Here is an 18,902-nt window from a genome sequence, read left to right as displayed (position 1 = left end):
GATCCTACAAAAACTCGCCCGCTTGTGTGGGCGAATTAACGGGACAGAACACTAGGTAGCCGCCGCCAGCAGCCGCGCCACCCGGCCGACGTCACCGCAGGCCTCGAGCGCGCGCAGCGCTTCGAGCGCCCGGCGCGCGCCCGCGTCGCCCAGGTACGGCGCCGCGTTCTCGGCGAACTTGGCGTCGACCGTGGCCGACGGCACCGGCGACGTCCGCCCCGGCGGATAGTCGCTGCGCGCGGCGAAGCGGCGGCCGTCGCGCATCGTGATCGTCACGCGGTGCGGCCAGCAGCGCGGGAATTCCCGCTCGAGTTCCGCGTCGTGCACCACCCGCACGCGCCGGCGCACGTCGTGCACCTGTTCGCCGGCCGTTTCCGGGCGACGAATCGCGTCGAGCGGCACGGCGCCGCGCACCAGCGCCAGCGCGACCGAATACTGATGGCTGACCGTCGCATCGAAGGCCGAAGCCAGCGCCGGCCGATCCGAGACTTCGATCGATTGCCGGAACGTGGCGATCTCGACATCTTCGATCTGGGCCGGGTCGATGCAGTGGTTGCGCCTGAGTTCCAGCGCCGCCTCGGTCGGTCCCTGGGCGAAGCGGCAGGTGGCGTAGGGTTTGACCGTCATTTGCGCGAATTCGTAGCGTTCGCCGAGGTCGGCGTCGAGCCGCGACAGATCGCGGCTCGGCGCCATGACGGCGCAGAAGCCCAGCGGGCCTTCCAGGATGGCCGGCGGGCCACCCACGCCGCAGGCCCGCATCTGCGCGACCATCACGCCGGATTGCGCGGCGCGCGCGCCATGGAACGCGGAGTCGAGCATCGAGCCGTCGATCTGGTGCTGCCTGAGGCCGCCTGCCGTTGCGCCGGCCAGCCCGAGCGTTTCGGCGCACGCGGGGCCGTCCAGGCCGAGCAGCCGCGCAGCCGCAGCGGCGGCGCCGAACACGGTGCAGGTGCCCGTGTTGTGGAAGCCGGCGGCATAGTGGCCCGGGCTGACCGCGGCCGCCACCCGCGCGGCGACCTCGTAGCCGGCCAGCACCGCGCATAGAAAGCGGGGGCCGTCGGCCGCGTGGCGCTCGGCCAGCGCCAACGCGGCCGCGATCACGGGGCTGCCCGGATGCATGGTGCCCGGCTCGTAGGTGTCGTCGTAGGTGTGGATGCGGCCGTGCAGCGCGTTCAGGAAGGCGGCGCCGGCTGCCGGCGCGCGCTCCGCCGTGCCGACGACCGTGGCGTCGTCGGCGCGGCCCCATTCGGCCGCGGCCCGGCGCGCGCCCGCGCAGGAGGGCATGTCGATGCCGGCGAACATGACGCCGACGGTATCGACCACGTGGTCGAGCACCTTGGTGCGCAGCGGCGGCGGCGCGTCGTTCCAGTTCAGTCCGGCCGCGAACGAAGCGAGCCTGGTTCCTTGACCCATGGTGATGTTTCCTTTGTTCAGTCGATGGCCAGCTCGGGCTTTTCCTTGACCAGGCGTTCCCAGTGGGCGATGTCGTCGATCATGTACCGGGCGAAGTATTCCGGCGTGCTGCCGATCAGTTCGGACCCGGTGGCCGCCAGCTTTTCCTGGATGGCCGGATCCTTCAATACATCGACGAAGGCGCGGTTGAGCCGGGCGATGACCGGCGCCGGCGTCTTGCCGGGTACGGCGATACCGTACCAGGCACCGGCCTCGATGCCGGGCACGCCGGCCTCGGCGTTGGTGGGGATGTCGGGCACCAGCGGTGACCGGTGCTGGCTGGTGATGGCCAGCCCGCGCAGGCGGCCGTTCTGCACGTACTGCACCATGTCGATCATCGGGAAGAACAGTACCTGGACGCGGCCGGCCAGCGCGTCCACCAGGGCCGGCGTGCCGCCCTGGTAGGGCACATGCATCAGGTCGGCGCCGGTTACCGACTTGAACAGTTCCCCGGCTAGCGCGCTGGCCGACCCGGCGCCCGCCGAGCCGAAGTTCAGCTTGCCGGGTTCCTTCCTGGCCAGCGCCACCAGTTCGGTCAACGTCTTGGCCGGCACGTCCTTGCCCACCATGATCAGGTTGGGCTGGGTGGCCAGCAGCGTCACGGCGGCGAAGTCGCCGATCGGGTTGTAGCGCAGGTGCTTGCGCAACGCGCCATTGATGGTGTGGCTGTTGGTGATGAACTGGATCGTGTAGCCGTCGGGCGGTGCGTTGGCCACCAGTTCGGAAGCCAGCGTGGTGCCGGCACCGGGCCGGTTCTCGACCACCACCGGCTTGCCGAGCAGCGGCGGCAGCTTCTCGGCCAGGATGCGGGCGATGGTGTCGCTGGCGCCGCCGGCCGCGCCGGCGACGACCATGCGGATGCTGCGGTTCGGATAGTCCTGCGCCGCGGCGCCGCCGCTCGCGATCAGAGCGGCGCAGCAGGCCAGCAGCGCCAGGCGATGCGGGCGGCCCATCCGTGTTTGCGGGATTCTCATCGTGCGTCTCCTTTTCTCCTTTGTTCGCATGCCCCGGCTGCCCCGTGCAGCCGGGCGTCAGCGCGGCGGGCGCATGCCACCCGCGCCGGGGGTCGACAGCGTCACGACGTCGCCCTGCGCCAGGGTCATGGGCGTCTTGTCGGGAACCGGCTCCCCGTTCTTCCGGATGCCGCCGGTGCTGCCAGGCTGCCCGCCGCGCAGCCCCTTGGGCGGGATGCCGAGTTTGCCGTGCGAAGCGCGGACGGTCATCGGCGCCGGCGACAGCGATTCGAACTCGAATTCCTGCCCGCCGCCGCCGCGCCAGGCGCCGGCGCCGCCGGAGTCGCGCCTGATGCGCTTGTGGCGGACGCGCACCGGTACGGTGGCCTCCAGCACCTCGACCGGCAGGTTCGACGAATTGGCCGGGAAGCTGCGGCAGTCCAGTCCGGGACGGTCCAGCCGCGCGCCCATTCCGCCCATGATGAACATCGATTCCGAAAAACGCCGGCCGTCTTCGTGCACACCCGAAAATAACACCGCGAACTTGTTGCCCGACTCGGCCAGCAGCCGTTCCGACAGGGCGTCCTGCAGCGCCTCGACGATGGCGTCGGGGATGAAATGGCCGCTGCTCGACTTGAGCCGCACCGGCGCCGGCGGCAAGGGGTTCAGGAAGCAGCCTTCCGGCGCCGATACGCGCAGCGGCGCGAAGGTCCCCTCGTTGTTGGGCAGCGTCGGGCACAGCAGGCATTTCATGATGTAGGCGCACCATACGTGCGTATAGACCATCGTGCAATTGATGCCGACGTTCTGCTGCGGCGTGCTGCCCGCGAAGTCGATGCCGACCTCGCCCGCACGCACGGTCACGGTCGCGTGGATGTCCATCGGCCGCCCGGCGCCCTCGAGCTGGGTATGGCCGCGGTAGGTGCCGTCCGGCAGCAGGGCGCGGATGGCCGCGCGCATGGTCTGTTCGGAATGGGCGACGATGGCGCCGCCCAGGCGCTCCAGGTCGGGCAGCCCGGACTCGTCCAGGAAGCGCGACAGTTCGCGCTGCATCACGCTGCACCCCGAGATCAGCGCCCGCATGTCGCTGGCGATCTGCGCCGGCACGCGGACGTTGGCCTTGAGCAGCGCGAAGAAGGTGGCGTTCTCGCGGCCGCGATCCATGATCTTGAGCGGCGGGATGATGAGCCCTTCCTCGTACAGTTCGCGCGGCTGCGCCGACAGGCAGCCGCCGATGTCGCTCATGTGCGCCATGCACTCGGCGAAGCCGACGATGCGGCCGTGGTGGAACAGCGGCGCGACCACCGCCACGTCGTTCAGGTGGCCCATGATCCACCAGGGGTTGTTGGTGACCAGCATGTCGCCCGGCGCCAGCGTATCGGCTGGAAAGGACTTCAGCAGTTCGCGCGCGGCGATCGAGTTGGTGCCGATCTTGGAGGCGACGCCGGCGTCGCTCACGAGCAGGCGGCCGGCCGGGTCCAGCAGCAGCGCGCCGAAGTCGCGCGCCTCCACGACGATCTTCGACATCGAGGTGCGCAGGATGGCATAGGCGGCCTCGTCGACCACCGTCACCAGCTGGCTCCACAGCACTTCCAGGTCTATCGGGCCGAGCCCGTGTTCGTGCGCGGCCGCGGCCGCGTTGGTATGCATAGTCGTCATGATGGTTCCTAGGCTGCCCGGACCGGATCCAGGGCCACACGCAGGCTGCCCAGCGCGTCGATCGACGCCCTGGCGCCGGCGCCGATGAAGACGGCCGACTCGGTTTCCTCGACGATGGCCGGCCCGTCGAACGCCGTCCCCGCCGCCAGCGCATAGCGGTCGTAGACCGGCACCTTGCGAAAGCCACCGGCCTCGGGCACCCACGCGTCGCGCTGGCCGCGCCGCGCCGCGCCGGCGTTACCGCCGGGCGCGGCCAGCCGCGGCTTGCCGCCCGGGTCGGCCGCGGTCACCCGCACGCGCCATCGCACCGCTTCCAGGCCGCCGCGTTCGCCGGCCTGGTGGTAGCGCGCGGCGTAGGCTTCGGTGAAGCGGCCGGCGATGCTTGCGATGCCGGCCGTATCCAGCGTGCCGCCGTCGACCGGCACGTACAGTTCGAAGCTCTGGCCCCGGTAGCGCACCGCCACCGCGCGTTCCACCGCGAAGTGCGCGGCGTCCGGCACGCTGGCGCGCACCACTCGCTCGGCCTCGCGCGCCATGTCGTCCAGCAGGGCGTCCAGCGCGGCCGGATCGGCGTCGTCGAGCGGGACCAAGCCGCCGCGCAGCACTTCGAACGACGGGTCGGCCACCAGGAAGCCGAAGGCCGATAGCACGCCGGCCCGCAGCGGGTAGATCAGCTCGCCGGCGCCCAGCAGGCGCGCCACGCCATAGGCATGGACCGGGCCCGCCCCGCCGTACGGGAACAGCGCGAAGCGGCGCGCGTCCTTGCCCTGTTCCAGGCAGTGCACCTTGGCCGCGCGCGCCATGTTGGCGTTGACCACGCGATGGATGCTGCAGGCGGCCTCTTCGATCGACAGCCCGAGCGGGCGCGCCACGCTGCGGTCGATCGCCGCCCGCGCCGCCGCCACGTCGAGCCGCATCGTGCCGCCCAGGAAGGAATCGGCGGCCAGGTAGCCCAGCACCAGGTCGGCGTCGGTCACGGTGGCGTACTCACCGCCCAGGCCGTAGCAGGCCGGGCCGGGGGCTGCATTGGCGCTGTGCGGACCGATCTGCAGCATGCCGATTTCGTTGACGTGAGCGATGCTGCCGCCACCGGCGCCGATCTCGATCATCTCGACCACCGGGATCTGCAGCGGCAGGCCGCTGCCGCGCGCGAAGCGGTCGGAGCGGCCGAACTCGAAGCTGTTGGACTTCAGCGGCGCGCCGCCCTCGATCACGCAGACCTTGGCGGTGGTGCCGCCCATGTCGTAGGCGATGAGGTCCGGCACGCCGCTCTGGCCGCCGATGAAGGCAGCGGCGGTGGCGCCGCCGGCCGGCCCCGATTCGGTCAGCCGCACCGGGAATCGCGCGGCGGTCTCGACGTCGACCAGGCCGCCGTCGGAAGTCATGATGAGCAGTTCGGTGCGTATGCCCAGTTCGTCCAGCGCGCGGCGCAGGCGCCGCAGGTAGCCGCGGATGACGGGGCGCACGTAGGCGTTGGCCGCCGTGGTGGTGGCGCGTTCGTACTCGCGAACGTCGGGCATGACCTCCGACGACAGGCAGACGTCCACGCCGGGCAGCCGCCGCGCCAGTTCCTGCGCCACCTGTTGTTCATGGGACGGATTGGCGTAGGCGTGCAGCAGGCATACGGCCACGCTTTCGATGCCGGCCGCCCGCAGTTGCCCGGCCAGGCGCGCGCCCGCGCCGTCGGCCGGCGGCCGAAGGACGCGGCCATGGTGGTCCATGCGTTCATCGATCTCGAACACCAGGTCGCGCGGCACGATCGGCGGCGTGACGGCCAGGTCGATGTCGTAGATGTTGTAGCGGCTCTCGCGCGCGAACTCCAGCACGTCGCCGAAGCCGGCGGTGGTCACCAGCGCGGTGGGCACGCCGCGCCGTTCGATCAGGCTGTTGGTGACCAGGGTGGTGCCGTGGACCACGCGGCGTATCGTGTCGGCGGCGATGCCGGCGTCGGCCATTACGCTGCGGATGCCGGTCATCACGCCGCGCGCCAGGTCCTGGTAGTCGGTCAATACCTTGCCGGTAGCGAGACGGCCGCCGGCGGCATCGAAGGCGACCACATCGGTGAAGGTGCCGCCGATGTCGACGCCGAAGGTAACGGACGGTGGAAGCGTCATTTCAGTTATCCATGGTGCTGCGCACTTGCCACAATGCATGAGCCCGCGTCGCTTCATCCAGGATGCGGCGGATCCGGCTTCGCCGGTCCGCTCGCATCGCCCCCTCGAGGGGGCGAGCGAAGCGCGTAGGGGGTGGGTTCATCCCAGCGGAATGTCCACGTCCAGCAGCGGAGCGTGCTGCTGCGCGCCGTAGACGTCGGTGTCGCCGATGTCGCCCGACGATACGCGGCGCGGAATCGTGGCCTTGAAGGCCAGGGCAGGGGCGTATGGCGTGAACAGCACGTCGCTTTCGGCCACGCCGTACAGGCGCGCGATCAGCGCGGCGTCGAGCACGCCGGCGGCCAGCACGCGATCGTAGGTTTCGCGGTCCCCGAACATGATGTCCAGCGTGACCTCGAACGGCCCGGCGTTCTTGCTCTTGCAGACTTTGGCCAGATGGCGCAGCGTGGTCATGGGGTCACCTCCTGGAGTTCGATGGGGAACAGGGCCAGCGGATCGTCTTGGCGCACTACGTGGAAGACGGAAAACCGATAGGTGGGACCGACCGAGATGTCCGACGGAGAGAAGGGGAAGGCCATGTTGCCGCTCTTGCACAGCCGGCCCGGGAAGTCGATCTTGGGCGTGACGACGCGGGCAATGGCCAGCACGGCCCGCGCCGTTTCCTGGTCGGCCGCCACCACTTCGATGACGATGCCCAGTTCGTGCGAGGCGGTCTGCCGCACCGGCTCGCCGGCGCCCATGACGCCGTCCTTGCCGTAGACGTGCAGCACCATCCGGTAGGCGTCGGACGACAGGCCGATGTCGGCGGCGCGGCGAGCCACGTCGGCGCGCACCTCCTCCAGGTAGCCCTCGATCTGGCCGATCAGGACCGGGTCGCGCGTGCCGCATATCGTGATCGCCCGAAAGCCGACGCATTCCGCGCCCTCCAGCTTCAGGTCGTAGCGCCGCGGCCGCCAGCGCATGCCCGCGACCCGGACGGCGCGGTCGGACAAGGCTTCGAACGTGCAGTCGGTGGCGTCCAGCGTGCCGCCGGGCTCTTCGTGCACCGACGGGCTGGCGTTCTCGTGCAGCGCATGGGTAGCCACCGATAGCGTCGTGCAGCGCCGCTGCGGATTGACCGGTTCCACGTCGATATGGTCGTCGCGCACGGTGACCAGCAGGCAGTCGTGGCCCTTGGGCGTGGCCGACGCGCAGCTGCATTCCAGCATCTTGCCGGAATACCAGGCGGGCGCCGGCGCCAGCCCCATGTGCATGGCGCAAGCCGCCCACGAGGCGGCATCGCTCGCGCGCGCGGCCAGAATCACCTGCGCGCCCTGCTCCAGCGCCCGCACGAACGGCTCGGCGCCCATCATGCCGACGATGCGTGACGACCGGTCGACCGCCTCGGCGGTCAGTTCGGGCACGTTGCGCAGCGCCGCGACGCGGCCGTCGGCCAGCCAGACCTTGACGTCTTCGGCCTTCTGCTCGGCGTGGATCAGCGCCATGCGGAAGGCCAGGCCCTCTTCGCGGGCCACTTCGCGCGCCAGTTCCGCCACGATCTGCAGGTGAGGCTCGCCGCCAGCGCCGCCGCAACTGCCGATCACCACAGGTACGCCGGCAGGCACGCCCGCCCGCAGCATCAGGCGCAGGTCGCGTTTCATGGCGGCGCGCGAGTTCAGGCATTCGCCGGCGCCCAGGTAGTGGGGGCCGGGGTCGGTGCTGCCGCCGTCGCAGCCGATGAAGTGGGGGTTGCGCGCCATCGCCAGGCGCAGCGATTGTTCCGGAAATCCGTATCCTAGGATGCTCGTGGTCGAGACCATCCGACATTCTTTCAATGCGTCGTGCATGTCTATCTCCTCCGTTGCGCGCGCTGCCGGTCGAGCCGGCCGCCGCTTCGGTGGACGGCATGTTCGGCCACGCGGCCTCTTCCGACAATTTCCGATTTCTCGCGAGGGTTGAGATTTACGAATGTCCGGACGGGGACAGGCAAGGGGTCTCTGGCATTCGAAAACCTCATGCCATGGAACAAATCGGAAATTGTCGACGCGCGCCGACTGCCGGAATATCCGGCGCGAAGACCGCACGAGGAGACAACGATGAAATCGCTACGCAGTGGCTTGCCCTTTTCTTTCCTGCTCGCGGCGCTGGCGCTGGCGTGCCCTGCCGGCGCGGCCCCGGCCCCTGGCTATCCGGCCAGGCCGATCAGGATGATCGTGTCGGGCGGCCCGGGGGGCGGGGTCGACACGATCTCACGGCTGATCGGGCAAAAGATGACCGAGGACCTGGGCCAGCCGGTCGTGTCCGAGAACCGGCCCGGCGCGGGGACCATGCTGGCGACCGAGCTGGTCGCCAAGGCGCCGCCCGACGGCTACACCATCCTGCTCACGACCAACAGCCTGTCGATTAATGCAGCGGTGCGCAAGATCAACCTGGATCCGCTGGCCGATCTGGCGGCGATCACGCTGGTGGCCAGCGCGCCCGACATCCTGGTAGCCAATCCGCGGCTGCCGGCCAAGAACGTCCAGGAAGTGATGGCGCTGGCGCGCGAAAAGCCCGGCAAGATCACCTTCGGCTCGGCCGGCACCGGCTCGGGTACCCACATGGATGGCGAGCTGTTCAAGTCGCTGGCCGGCATCGACATCCTGCACGTGCCGTACAAGGGCGGTTCGCAGGCGCTGGCGGACCTGCTGGGCGGCCACATCGACCTGATGTTCATGAATCCGATCGGCGTGCTGGGCCAGGTGCGGCGCGGCGATGCGCGCGCGTTGGCGGTCAGCACCACCAGCCGCCTGCCGCTGCTGCCCGAGGTGCCGACGCTGGCCGAGGCGGGCGTGCCGGGCTACGATTCGGGCGTCTGGTACGCGGCGTTCGCGCCGGCCGGCACGCCGGCCGACATCGTCGACGCGCTGCACCGGGCGATCGTGCAGGCGCTGAAGTCGCCCGCGGTGGAAAAAGAGCTGCAGTCGCTGGGCGCCCAGGTGGTGGGGAGCAGCCCGCGCGACTTCCATGCATACCTGGCCGCCGACATCGCCCGCTGGCAAAAGGTGGTGCAGGGCAATCCCAAGCTGCGCATCGCCGACTGAACGCGGCGCCGGACAAGGATGAACAATTGCAAACGCCGTTGCCCACCGGCGGCGAGCCGCGCCTACACTAGCTGCGTCATTCGCATCCTGTCAGGGGACACTCCATGCTTTCCATCCTCCGGTCCGGCCGTTGCCTGGCGCTTTGCGCCGCGGCCATGACATTCGCGTGGGCGCCGGCCCACGCTCAGCTAATGGATTCGATCAAGGGCGCGCTGGGCGGCGCGAGCAGCCAGGGTTCGTCGTCGGGCGGCTCGTTCCTGGGCGGCGGCAGCGGCAGCGGCGGCGGGCTGGGCAGCCTCTCCGGCCTGAGCGGGCTGGCCGGCGGGTCCCTGCCCTCGCTCGATTCGGTCGGCACCGGCAACATCGCCGGCATTCTCGGCTTCTGCGCCAAGAACAAGTTCCTGGGCGGCGATGCGACCTCGCTGCAGGACAAGCTGCTGGGGCAGCTCGGCGGCCAGAGCAAGGCCCAATCCGACAGTGGCTACGCCGAGGGCCTGAGCGGCATCCTGGGCGGCAACAGCGGCCAGAAGGTGGACCTGAACGGCGGCGGCCTGAAGCAGAAGCTCACCGACCAGGTCTGCGACAAGGTGCTGGAGTACGGGCAGTCTCTGCTGTAGCGGGCGGCAGGCTTGCCGAACCCGCCCTGCCGCCGCACAATGCCTCCTCCCCCACACGGAGTGAGACGATGAAAAAAATCATAGCGCTTGCGGCACTCTCCATCACGGCCTGCGTGCCGGCGCGCTTCGCGGCGGCCCAGGCCGCCTACCCCAACAAACCCATCCGCCTGATCGTGACCTTCGCCCCCGCCGGCAGCGTCGACATCATCGCGCGGGTGATCGCGCCCAAGCTGTCGGAAAAGCTCGGCCAGAGCGTGGTGGTCGAGAACCGGGCCGGCGCCTCGGGCATCATCGGCATCGAAGCCGTCAAGAACGCCGCGCCCGACGGCTACACGCTGATGCTGAACACGATTCCGTTCGTGGCCAATCAGTACATGTACAAGAAGCTGCCCTATTCGCCGCTGAACGATTTCGTGCCGATTTCGCTAGTGGTGGCGTCGCCGTCGGTGCTGGTCGTCAACCCGAAGAAAATGCCGGTGAATTCCGTCAAGGAGCTGATCGAGGTGGCCAAGTCCAAGCCCGGCCAGCTCGACTACTCCGCGGCAGGCGCCGGCACCAATCCGCACATCTCCGGCGAGCTGTTCAACAAGCTGGCCGGCGTGAAGCTGCAGGCCATCCAGTACAAGGGCGGCGGCCCGGCTGTGGCGGCGGTGGTCAGCGGCGAGGTCGGCATCATGTTCTCCAACGTCTCGGAAAGCGCCGCCTTCGTCAAGAGCGGCCAACTGCGCGCGCTGGGCGTGACCAGCTCCGTCCGCTCGCCCGTCTATCCCGACCTGCCCACCGTGGCCGAGGCCGGCGTGCCGGGCTACGAGTTCAGCACCTGGCACGGGATGCTGGCGCCGAAGGGCACGCCCGACGCGATCGTGCAACTGCTCAGCCAGAAAGTGCAGGAAACCGCGAGGGATCCGGAAATCTCCAAGCGGCTGCAGGAAATGGGCCTGGACGTCATCGCCAGCACGCCGCAGCAGTTCGGCGAGCACCTGAAAAAGGAATCGGCGAAGTGGGGCCAGGTGCTGAAAGACGGCGCGATTACGCTGGATTAGAGCGTGCTGTGCACGAGGCCCGCGCGCCGCTCGTGCACTTCCTGGCACGACAGGCAGCGCTTGGCGGTGGGATAGGCCAGCAGCCGGGCGTACTCGATGTCGTCGCCGCAGTTCACGCACTGGCCATAGGTGCCCGCGGCGATGCGGGCGCGGGCCGCGGCCACGTCGCGCAGTACTTCCAGCTGCAAGCCCACCGCCGCGTGGTCGAGGTCGACCAGCAGGTCGCCGCCCGAGGCGTCGCCCTGGTCGCCTGCCGCCCCGGACAATTCGGCATACGATTCGTCGGCCAGCTCCTGTGCCTTGCGGCCGGCTTCCTCGCGCGCAGCCAGTTCGCGGCGGATGAGCGCCTGTTCGAGCAGCGCAAGCTGCGTCGGGTTGGGATAAGGGCTGGGTACGGACATGGCAAACTCCTGGAAGACGCGGCCATGCGGCCGCCTGCGCTCGCCGCCGCCTGTTTGTGACATATTGAGCCGATCCGGCCCCGCTGCCTTGATTACGATCAAACGGATTCCATGCCCAGAACCGCGATGAAACCGACGCCTGAATTCTTCAACCTCCACCGCCACGATTTCGTGCGCGTGGCCGTGGCGGTGCCGCGGCTGCGCGTGGCCGACCCGGCCTTCAACACCGCGCAGACCATCGCCGCGATGCGCGAGGCCGCCGGCCGGCACGCGCTCGTCGCCCTGTTCCCCGAACTAGGCCTGTCGGCGTATTCGTGCGACGACCTGTTCCAGCAGCAGCCGCTGCTGGACGGCTGCCTGCGCGGGCTGGAGGCGGTGCTCGAGGCCTCGCGCGAACTGCCGCTGATCGCGGTGGTGGGCCTGCCGCTGCGCATCGACGGCATGCTGTTCAATTGCGCGGCGGTGGTGCACCGCGGGCGGCTGGCCGGCATCGTGCCGAAAACCTACCTGCCCAACTACCGCGAGTTCTACGAGATGCGGCAGTTCGCCTCCGGCGACTGCCTGCGGCGGCGCGAACTGTCGCTGCTGGGGCAGCAGGGCGTGCCCTGCGGCGACCGGCTGCTGTTCGACGTGCCCGACCAGCCGCTGTTGCGCTTCCACGTGGAGATCTGCGAAGACCTGTGGACGCCGATTCCGCCGTCGTCGTTCGGCGCGCTGGCCGGCGCCACGCTGCTGCTGAACCTGTCGGCTTCCAACGTCACCATCGCCAAGGCCGACTACCGGCGCGAGCTGGTGGGCAACCAGTCGGCACGCTGCCTGGCCGCCTACGCCTACAGCGCCGCCGGCTACGGCGAATCCACCACCGACCTGGCCTGGGACGGCCACGGCATGGTGTGCGAGAACGGCACCCTGCTGCGCGAGACCGAGCGTTTCCTGGACGACTCGCAGCTGATCTGCGCCGACGTCGACCTCGACCGGCTGGCGCAGGAGCGCGCGCGGCAGACCAGTTTCTCGCAGTCGGTGCTGCGGCACCGGCAGGCCTGCGCCGAGTTCCGCACCGTGGTGATCGATGAAAAACTGGACCGCGCCGGCCGCATCCTGCTCGATCGCGAATACGGCCGCTTCCCCTACGTGCCGGCCGACCCGGTCAAGCGCAACGAGCGCTGCGAAGAGATCCATGCGATCCAGGTGCAGGGTCTGGTCACGCGGATGCGCTCGGCCGGCATCAAGAAACTGGTGATCGGCGTGTCGGGCGGGCTGGATTCCTGCAATGCCCTGCTGGTGTGCGCCGGCGCGGTCGACAAGCTCGGCCTGCCGCGCGAGAACATCGTGGCCGTATCGATGCCCGGCTTCGCCACCAGCGAGCGTACCCGCGCGCAGGCCAACGCGCTAATGGCCGGCATCGGCTGCAAGGCGCTCGAAATCGACATCCGGCCCAGCTGCCGGCAAATGCTGGAAGACATCGGCCACCCCTACGCGAGCGGCGAGGAACGCTACGACGTGACCTTCGAGAACGTGCAGGCCGGCGAACGCACCAGCCACCTGTTCCGGCTGGCCAATATGCACGGCGCGCTGGTGGTGGGCACCGGCGACCTGAGCGAGCTGGCGCTGGGCTGGTGCACCTACGGCGTGGGCGACCACATGTCGCACTACGGCGTCAATGGCAGCGTACCGAAGACGCTGGTGCAGTACCTGATCCGCTGGGCCGCGGACGCGGCGCCGTTCGGGCCGGCGCTGGGGCCGGTGCTGAAAGACGTGCTCGACACCGAGATCAGCCCCGAGCTCGTGCCCGGCGGCGTGCAGCGCTCGGAGGATTCGGTGGGGCCCTACGAACTGCAGGACTTCAACCTGTACTTCCTGCTGCGCTTCGGCTTCCGGCCATCGAAGATCGCCTTCCTGGCCTGGCACGCATGGCACGACGCCACCCGCGGCCGCTGGCCCGACATGCCGGCCGAACTGCGCCACGCCTACGGCATCGGCGACATCAAGCACTGGCTGCGCGTGTTCGTGAAGCGCTTCATCCAGGACATGCAATACAAGCGCAGCTGCCTGCCGAACGGGCCCAAGGTGGGGTCGGGCGGCTCGCTGTCGCCGCGCGGCGACTACCGCGCGCCCAGCGATGCCGACGCGGGGGCGTGGCTGGCCGACGTGGAGACGATTCCGGACGCCATGGCGCAGGCGGCCTGAACTGCACTACCATGCCGGCTGCGACCTTGCTCACGAAGCCGGAACATCATGTCTCTGTCCGCTGCCCCGTACCCGGGCGCCCGCGTTGCCGTCCGCGACGCAACCCCTGCCGACATGCCCGCCATCCGGGCCATCTACGCCCACTACGTGCTGAACGGGCTGGCCACGTTCGAAGAAGTGCCGCCGTCGGCCGACGAGATGGCGGCGCGGCGCGAGGCGGTGCTGGCGGCGGGGCTGCCGTACCTGGCGGCCGAACTGGATGGGCGGGTGGTGGGCTACTCGTATGCCACCGCCTACCGGGCGCGGTCGGCCTACCGGTTCACGATCGAAGACTCGGTCTACGTCGGCTACGGCCTGTCCGGCCGCGGCATCGGCAGCGCATTGCTGGCCGAACTGATCGCCCGCTGCGAGCGCGGGCCGTGGCGCCAGATGCTGGCCGTGATCGGCGACAGCGCCAATGCCGGGTCGATCGCGCTGCACCGCCGCCTGGGTTTCCAGCCGGCCGGCACCTTGCGGGCGGTGGGGTTCAAGCTGGGCCGCTGGGTGGACACGGTGCTGATGCAGCGGGCGCTGGGGCCGGGTGCCGGCAGCACCCCCGGGCAGGGCAAGAGCGATTGATACACCGCCGGCGCCGCCGCGGCCATTGTGCCGCCGCGGCGATTCGCTGCGCCGCCGCCGGGCCCGCGCGTCCCTTACCCCGCCTGCCGTTCCGCCGACGCGTCTTCCTTGTCGGCGATCTTCAACCCCGCCTCCAGCACTTCCAGCCGCTGCGCGAACGGCACCACGATGGCGCCGTCCTCGTCGGCCACGATCAGGTCGCCGGGGCGGATCTGCACGCGGCCGATCATGACCGGCTCGCCGATCGACACGGTTTCGTAGTCCCATTGGCTCTTGATCGGCGTGAAGCCGCGGCAGTAGGCGGCAAAGCCCAGCCGCCGGATCTTGGCGGCGTCGCGGATGCAGCCGTCGATCAGCAGCCCGGCGATGCCGGCCTGCACGCAGTGGCGGCTGTGCAGTTCGCCCCATGAGCTGAGGTCGGTGAAGCCGCCGGCATCCATCACGACGAAGTCGCCCGGACGGGTTTGCGTGCGGATGGTGGCCGCATGCTTGACCAGCCGTTCCGAATGTCCGGCCGATGCGTGCTTGAGCATCTGGCGCATGGTGAAAGCAATGCCCACCGCCACCTTGTCGGGCGCGGTGCAGCGCAGGCCGGTGACGACCGAACGGCGGAAGCCCAGTTCCTCCATGGCGTCGGAGGTCGTGGCCGTGCCCAGCCGCTGCCAATTCTCGATTTCTTTCGGGTCAAGCATGACGTGGTGACTCCTCGTTGAGGTCAGATGTTAGTGCTCTGGCGCTGCACGCCGTCCGTGAAGCATGAACCCGCGCCGCCCCACCCAGGATGCGGCGGATCCGGTTCCGCCGGTCCGCGCGCATCGCCCCCTGGGGGGCGCGCGAAGCGCGTAGGGGAGGGCCTCTCATCCCCTCCAGCCCAGCCATTCGCACAGGCCGCGGCCCAGGATCCAGGCCTTGTCGTCTTCGCTAAGCCAGGGCAGTTCTTCGGTGAACAGCGTCAGGCACTGGCGGTAGGTGCAGGGCAGGCGGGTCATGTCGCTGCCCCAGAAGCTGCGCCGCGGGCCGTAGGCCTGCACCATCTGCCGGATCAGGCCGTGGATGTCGCGGAACGGGTAGGGTTCGTTGGAGAACAGCGGCAGCGCCGACAGCTTGACCGCCACGTTGGGCAGCTCGGCCATCGCGGCCAGGTAGTCCATCTCGGCCGGGTCGATGCGGAACGGGTGGCCGGCCACGCGGTGCATCGAGCAGTGGTCGATGACGATGCGCAGGCCGGGATGGCGGGTGGCGATGTCGCGCATCGCCGGCAGCGAGCCGGTGGGCAGGATCATCAGCGGCAGGCCGGCCTTCTCCGCGGCGGGCCAGAACCAGTCGACCGTGCCGTCTTCCAGCCAGCGGCGCTGCTGGGGCAGGTGGAAGGTCAGCCGCAGGCCCAGCATGCCGGGCTGCTCGCGCCAGCGGGCGAGCTGGGCTTCGCTGCGGCGATCTTCGATCGGCAGCCGGCCCATCGCGGCGAAGCGGTCCGGATGGGCCCGGGCGGCGGCCAGCACCAGGTCGTTGCGGTCGCCTTCGTAGGAGGGCGGCACCAGGATGGCGCGGTCCACGCCGGCTTGCGCCATTTCCTGCAGCAGCCCTTCGTGCGACAGCGGCACCGGGCGGTGGGCGCGCGCCGCCTGGCCCGGCACCCAGGGCCGCTCGGGCGTGTCGGCGGCCCAGATGTGTACTTGCGCATCGACGATCATGGTCGGTTCTCCGGCTTTCAGTTCTTGGGTACCTTGGCGATCTCGAGGATTTTCTTCCACGCCACGATCTCGCGCTCGATCAGCTCGCGGTATTCCTGGCGGGTGCTGGCCGACGCGATCACGCCCAGCGTGGCGTATTTGTCGATCACGTCGGGGATGGCGACGATCACGCGCAGTTCGGCGTTGAGGCGGTCCAGTATGGCGTCGGGCACGCCCTTGGGGGCCACCAGGCCGTTCCACGATGTCATTTCGTAGTCCAGCCCGGATTCGCGCACGGTCGGCACGTCGGGCAGCAGCGGGAAGCGCGTCGAGTTGGTCATCGCGATCGCGCGCAGCGCCTTGCTGCGCACGTGCGGGATGAGGGGCGGGATGGTGTCGAGCGCGAGGTCCACCGCGCCCGACCGCACCGCGGCGACGACGTCGCCCGAGCTCTTGAACGGCACGGTCACGCAATCGATGCCTGCCACCGACTTCAGCAGTTCGACGCCCACGTTGGGCGACGAACCGACGGCGATCGAGCCGATGTTGATGGTGCCGGGCCGGGCCTTGGCGGCGCGGATCAGTTCCTGGATGCTGCCGATGCCGACCTTGGGATTGGCCACGATCAGGAAGCCGAACTTGGCCAGGAGGCCGATGGCCTCGAAGTCGCGCGCGGTGTCGAACGGCACGTCCTTGAACAGCGTGGGCGTCATCGCCATGTTGCTGGAGGCGCCCAGCATCAGCGTGTAGCCGTCGGCCGGGGACTGCAGCACCTGCTGCGCGGCGACGATGCCGCCGGCGCCGGGCTTATTGTCGACGATGAAAGGCTGGCCCAGGCGCTGCGCCAGCTTTTCGGCGACGATGCGCACGGTCACGTCGCCGTTGCCGCCGGCGCCGAAGCCGACCACGATCTTGACAGGGCGCGAGGGGTAGGTTTCTGCGGCCCGCAGGGCCGGGGCCAGGGAGGCGGCGCACGACAGCGCGCCGGCCTTGAGGAGGGTCCTTCTTTTCACAGCCGTCTCCTGGACCGTTGCGCGCCGTGCCGGCGCGGGCGGCGGTCCTCGTTCTTCTCGGGATTCCGGGGTCGCTGCGGGGCGGGCAGCCGGAGTGCGAAGTGTAGCCCCAAGGCGGCGGATCCGGCTTTGAGATATTTTCAAAAGTCGAATAGCAAGACTCATGGATCGCGCCGGCCTGGCCCGTCCGGCCAGGCTATTCCATCACCTTGGCGGCCTCGGCCTCCAGCAGCCGGCACTCGGCGCGCAGCGCCTCCACCACTTCCGGCATGCGCGCCTCCGGCACCTCGGGCGCGTGGCAGGCGATGGCCAGCGAGCCGAACACCGTGCCGCCGGCGCCGCGCACCGGCAGCGCGAAGGCATGCACGCCGGCCGCCGTCTCGCCGCGGTTGAAGGCCAGGCCCTGCCGCTGGGAGCGTTCGATCATCGCCTCGATCGCCTTGACCGCCGTGCGCGTGCGCGCCGCCATGCGGGCGAAGTTGCTGGCCTTGATGCGCTCGCGCTCGGCCGGCGGCAGCGCGATCAGGATCGCCACGCCGCCGGCCGAGGCGATCAGCGGCCAGCGGGTGCCGAGGTCCATCGCGGTGCCCACGTACACCGATTCGCCGGCCCGGCCGATGCAGACCGTGTCGTCGCCGCTGTGCAGGTGCATCAGCGCCAGGCCGCCGAAGCGGCGCGCCAGGCGTTCGAGCGGCTGCGCGCAGGCGTGCTGGAAGGCGGCGTAGGCGGGCATGGCCTGCGCGATCTCGAACACCAGCGGGCCGGGCAGGTAGTGATGGTCGCTGCGGCGCTGCTGCACCAGGCGCTCGCGGACCAGGCCGGCCAGGATGCGGTGGGTGGTGCCGCGGTCGAGCCCGCAGCGGTCGGCCAGGTCGCTCAGGCGCCAGCCGAAACGCCCGCGCGTGCTGAGCTGGCGCAGGATCAGCGCGGCCCGCGAAATGGCCTGGGTACCGGTGCGATGCGGCGGATCGTTCGGAGGATCGGGCAATGCCATGGCGTGTCCCGCGGGCATGACTCACAGTTTCGCATTGTGAACTATTTTGCCCCTGCCGGGCCGCCGGCCTCTAGGAAGCGATGCGGCGCCGACCTAGGATGGCAGCAACGAGCACGCGGCCGCAGAGCCGCGGAAGGAGACGAGCGATGTTCCCGATTTCCAGGCTATGCGCCGCGGCCCTGGCGGCTGCCTTGCCGGTGCTGGCGCCGGCGCAGGACGCCTTCCCCGCCAAGCCCATCCACATGGTGGTGTGCTGCACCGGCACGCCCGAGGCGGTGGCCCGCATGCTGGCCAGCGACATGTCGGACCGTACCGGCCAGCCGGTGGTGGTGGAGGCCAGGCCGGGCGCCAACGGCATCCTGGCCGCCTCGTACGCGGCCAAGGCCGAGGCCGACGGCTACACCGTCTTCATCGGCACCAATTCCACGCACGCGGCCAACCAGAGCCTCTACCGGAAGCTGCCCTACGACTATGTGTCCGACTTCGCGCCGCTCACCGGCATCCTGCAAGGCAATCTGATGGCGGCGGTCAACGCCCGGTCCAAGGTGCGCAGCATCGGCGAGCTCACCGAGATGGCGCGGCGCGAGCCAGGCCGGATCAATTTCGGCTACGGCAGTTCGTCGGTGCGCGCGGCGGCCGAGCTGTACAGCCAGCTGGCCGGCATCAGGCTGACCGGCGTGCCGTACAAGACCAACCCGCAGGCGGCCACCGACCTGGTCGGCGGCCGGGTCGACCTGATGATCGCCGATACCGTGACGCTGATGCCGCTGGTGGAGTCCGGCAAGCTGCGCGCGCTGGCGGTGACCGGCACCAAGCGGCTGCAGGCGCAGCCGCAGCTGCCCACGATGGCGGAGGCCGGCGTGCCGGGCTATGCGCTGACCTACTGGCTGGGCGCGTGGGCGCCGGCCGGCACGCCGGCGCCCGTCGTGGCCCGCCTGAACCAGCTGCTGACCGCGGCCTTGAAGAGCGAGCGGGTACGCGAGTTCATCGCCAAGGCCGGCGGCGAGCCCTATCCGACCACGCCGCAAGAATTGATGCGCTTCCAGACCGCCGAGAAAGAAAAGTGGGCCCGCATCGTGGCCGGCGCCGGGATCGAACCCGAGTGAGGCCGCCGGC

Annotated in this window: 17 protein-coding genes; 6 read left to right on the top strand and 11 right to left on the bottom strand. The window is 69.9% G+C overall.

Features of this window, described 5'->3' with window-relative positions; translation table 11 throughout:
• Nucleotides 1–51: 51 nt before the first annotated feature.
• The 6 genes from ABD927_RS21505 to ABD927_RS21480 all read right to left on the bottom strand — a co-directional run bounded on the left by ABD927_RS21505 (nt 52) and on the right by ABD927_RS21480 (nt 8,004).
• The gene (locus ABD927_RS21505) at nt 52–1,413 is read right to left on the bottom strand and encodes an MmgE/PrpD family protein (RefSeq protein WP_345251920.1); all 1,362 of its coding nucleotides are present in this window, start codon (nt 1,411–1,413) and stop codon (nt 52–54) included.
• Nucleotides 1,414–1,430: 17 nt separating this feature from the next.
• Nucleotides 1,431–2,426, bottom strand: a complete 996-nt coding sequence (locus tag ABD927_RS21500; RefSeq protein WP_345251919.1) for a tripartite tricarboxylate transporter substrate binding protein — start codon at nt 2,424–2,426, stop codon at nt 1,431–1,433.
• 57 nt (nt 2,427–2,483) lie between these two features.
• A complete protein-coding gene (locus ABD927_RS21495; protein WP_345251918.1) occupies nt 2,484–4,064 on the bottom strand; it encodes a hydantoinase B/oxoprolinase family protein in 1,581 nt (526 codons plus the stop codon).
• An 8-nt stretch (nt 4,065–4,072) separates the two neighbouring features.
• Nucleotides 4,073–6,178, bottom strand: coding sequence for a hydantoinase/oxoprolinase family protein (locus tag ABD927_RS21490; RefSeq protein ID WP_345251917.1), 2,106 nt, complete (start codon nt 6,176–6,178; stop codon nt 4,073–4,075).
• A 138-nt stretch (nt 6,179–6,316) separates the two neighbouring features.
• Complete coding sequence (locus tag ABD927_RS21485) at nt 6,317–6,631, bottom strand: DUF4387 domain-containing protein (protein ID WP_345251916.1); 315 nt, start codon at nt 6,629–6,631, stop codon at nt 6,317–6,319.
• The gene (locus tag ABD927_RS21480) at nt 6,628–8,004 is read right to left on the bottom strand and encodes an acyclic terpene utilization AtuA family protein (RefSeq protein WP_345251915.1); all 1,377 of its coding nucleotides are present in this window, start codon (nt 8,002–8,004) and stop codon (nt 6,628–6,630) included. The genes ABD927_RS21485 and ABD927_RS21480 overlap by 4 nt, the downstream gene beginning before the upstream one ends.
• Nucleotides 8,005–8,253: 249 nt before the next feature.
• Between ABD927_RS21480 and ABD927_RS21475 the strand changes: the two genes are divergently transcribed.
• The 3 genes from ABD927_RS21475 to ABD927_RS21465 all read left to right on the top strand — a co-directional run bounded on the left by ABD927_RS21475 (nt 8,254) and on the right by ABD927_RS21465 (nt 10,900).
• A complete protein-coding gene (locus ABD927_RS21475) occupies nt 8,254–9,240 on the top strand; it encodes a tripartite tricarboxylate transporter substrate binding protein (RefSeq protein ID WP_345251914.1) in 987 nt (328 codons plus the stop codon).
• A 191-nt stretch (nt 9,241–9,431) separates the two neighbouring features.
• Entirely contained in the window at nt 9,432–9,857 is a 426-nt protein-coding gene (locus ABD927_RS21470) for a DUF2501 domain-containing protein (protein ID WP_345251913.1), read from the top strand.
• Between the two features lie 68 nt (nt 9,858–9,925).
• On the top strand, nt 9,926–10,900 hold the full coding sequence (locus tag ABD927_RS21465) for a Bug family tripartite tricarboxylate transporter substrate binding protein (RefSeq protein ID WP_345251912.1): 975 nt from the start codon (nt 9,926–9,928) through the stop codon (nt 10,898–10,900).
• On the opposite strand, the gene ABD927_RS21460 is transcribed toward ABD927_RS21465, so the two are convergent.
• Nucleotides 10,897–11,301: a TraR/DksA family transcriptional regulator gene (locus tag ABD927_RS21460; protein ID WP_345251911.1), complete on the bottom strand. Its 405-nt coding sequence runs from the start codon at nt 11,299–11,301 to the stop codon at nt 10,897–10,899. The genes ABD927_RS21465 and ABD927_RS21460 overlap by 4 nt on opposite strands.
• Before the next feature lie 126 nt (nt 11,302–11,427).
• Between ABD927_RS21460 and ABD927_RS21455 the strand changes: the two genes are divergently transcribed.
• Together ABD927_RS21455 and ABD927_RS21450 are read left to right on the top strand one after the other, a co-directional pair.
• On the top strand, nt 11,428–13,488 hold the full coding sequence (locus ABD927_RS21455; RefSeq protein WP_345251910.1) for an NAD(+) synthase: 2,061 nt from the start codon (nt 11,428–11,430) through the stop codon (nt 13,486–13,488).
• A 48-nt stretch (nt 13,489–13,536) separates the two neighbouring features.
• On the top strand, nt 13,537–14,106 hold the full coding sequence (locus tag ABD927_RS21450; RefSeq protein WP_345251909.1) for a GNAT family N-acetyltransferase: 570 nt from the start codon (nt 13,537–13,539) through the stop codon (nt 14,104–14,106).
• A 74-nt stretch (nt 14,107–14,180) separates the two neighbouring features.
• Here the strand turns inward: ABD927_RS21450 and ABD927_RS21445 are convergent, their stop codons facing one another.
• The 4 genes from ABD927_RS21445 to ABD927_RS21430 form a co-directional block, all read right to left on the bottom strand.
• A complete protein-coding gene (locus tag ABD927_RS21445; RefSeq protein WP_345251908.1) occupies nt 14,181–14,798 on the bottom strand; it encodes an RraA family protein in 618 nt (205 codons plus the stop codon).
• Nucleotides 14,799–14,963: 165 nt separating this feature from the next.
• Nucleotides 14,964–15,800, bottom strand: a complete 837-nt coding sequence (locus ABD927_RS21440) for an amidohydrolase family protein (protein ID WP_345251907.1) — start codon at nt 15,798–15,800, stop codon at nt 14,964–14,966.
• Nucleotides 15,801–15,817: 17 nt separating this feature from the next.
• The gene (locus tag ABD927_RS21435; RefSeq protein ID WP_345251906.1) at nt 15,818–16,792 is read right to left on the bottom strand and encodes a Bug family tripartite tricarboxylate transporter substrate binding protein; all 975 of its coding nucleotides are present in this window, start codon (nt 16,790–16,792) and stop codon (nt 15,818–15,820) included.
• 196 nt (nt 16,793–16,988) lie between these two features.
• On the bottom strand, nt 16,989–17,786 hold the full coding sequence (locus tag ABD927_RS21430) for an IclR family transcriptional regulator (RefSeq protein ID WP_345251905.1): 798 nt from the start codon (nt 17,784–17,786) through the stop codon (nt 16,989–16,991).
• A gap of 146 nt (nt 17,787–17,932) precedes the next feature.
• On the opposite strand from ABD927_RS21430, the gene ABD927_RS21425 reads away from it, so the two are divergent.
• On the top strand, nt 17,933–18,892 hold the full coding sequence (locus tag ABD927_RS21425; protein WP_345251904.1) for a Bug family tripartite tricarboxylate transporter substrate binding protein: 960 nt from the start codon (nt 17,933–17,935) through the stop codon (nt 18,890–18,892).
• Nucleotides 18,893–18,902 lie beyond the last annotated feature (10 nt).

Source organism: Pigmentiphaga soli (assembly GCF_039541095.1).
Lineage (GTDB): Bacteria > Pseudomonadota > Gammaproteobacteria > Burkholderiales > Burkholderiaceae_B > Pigmentiphaga > Pigmentiphaga soli.
This window is presented reverse-complemented; position numbering and strand designations above follow the sequence as displayed.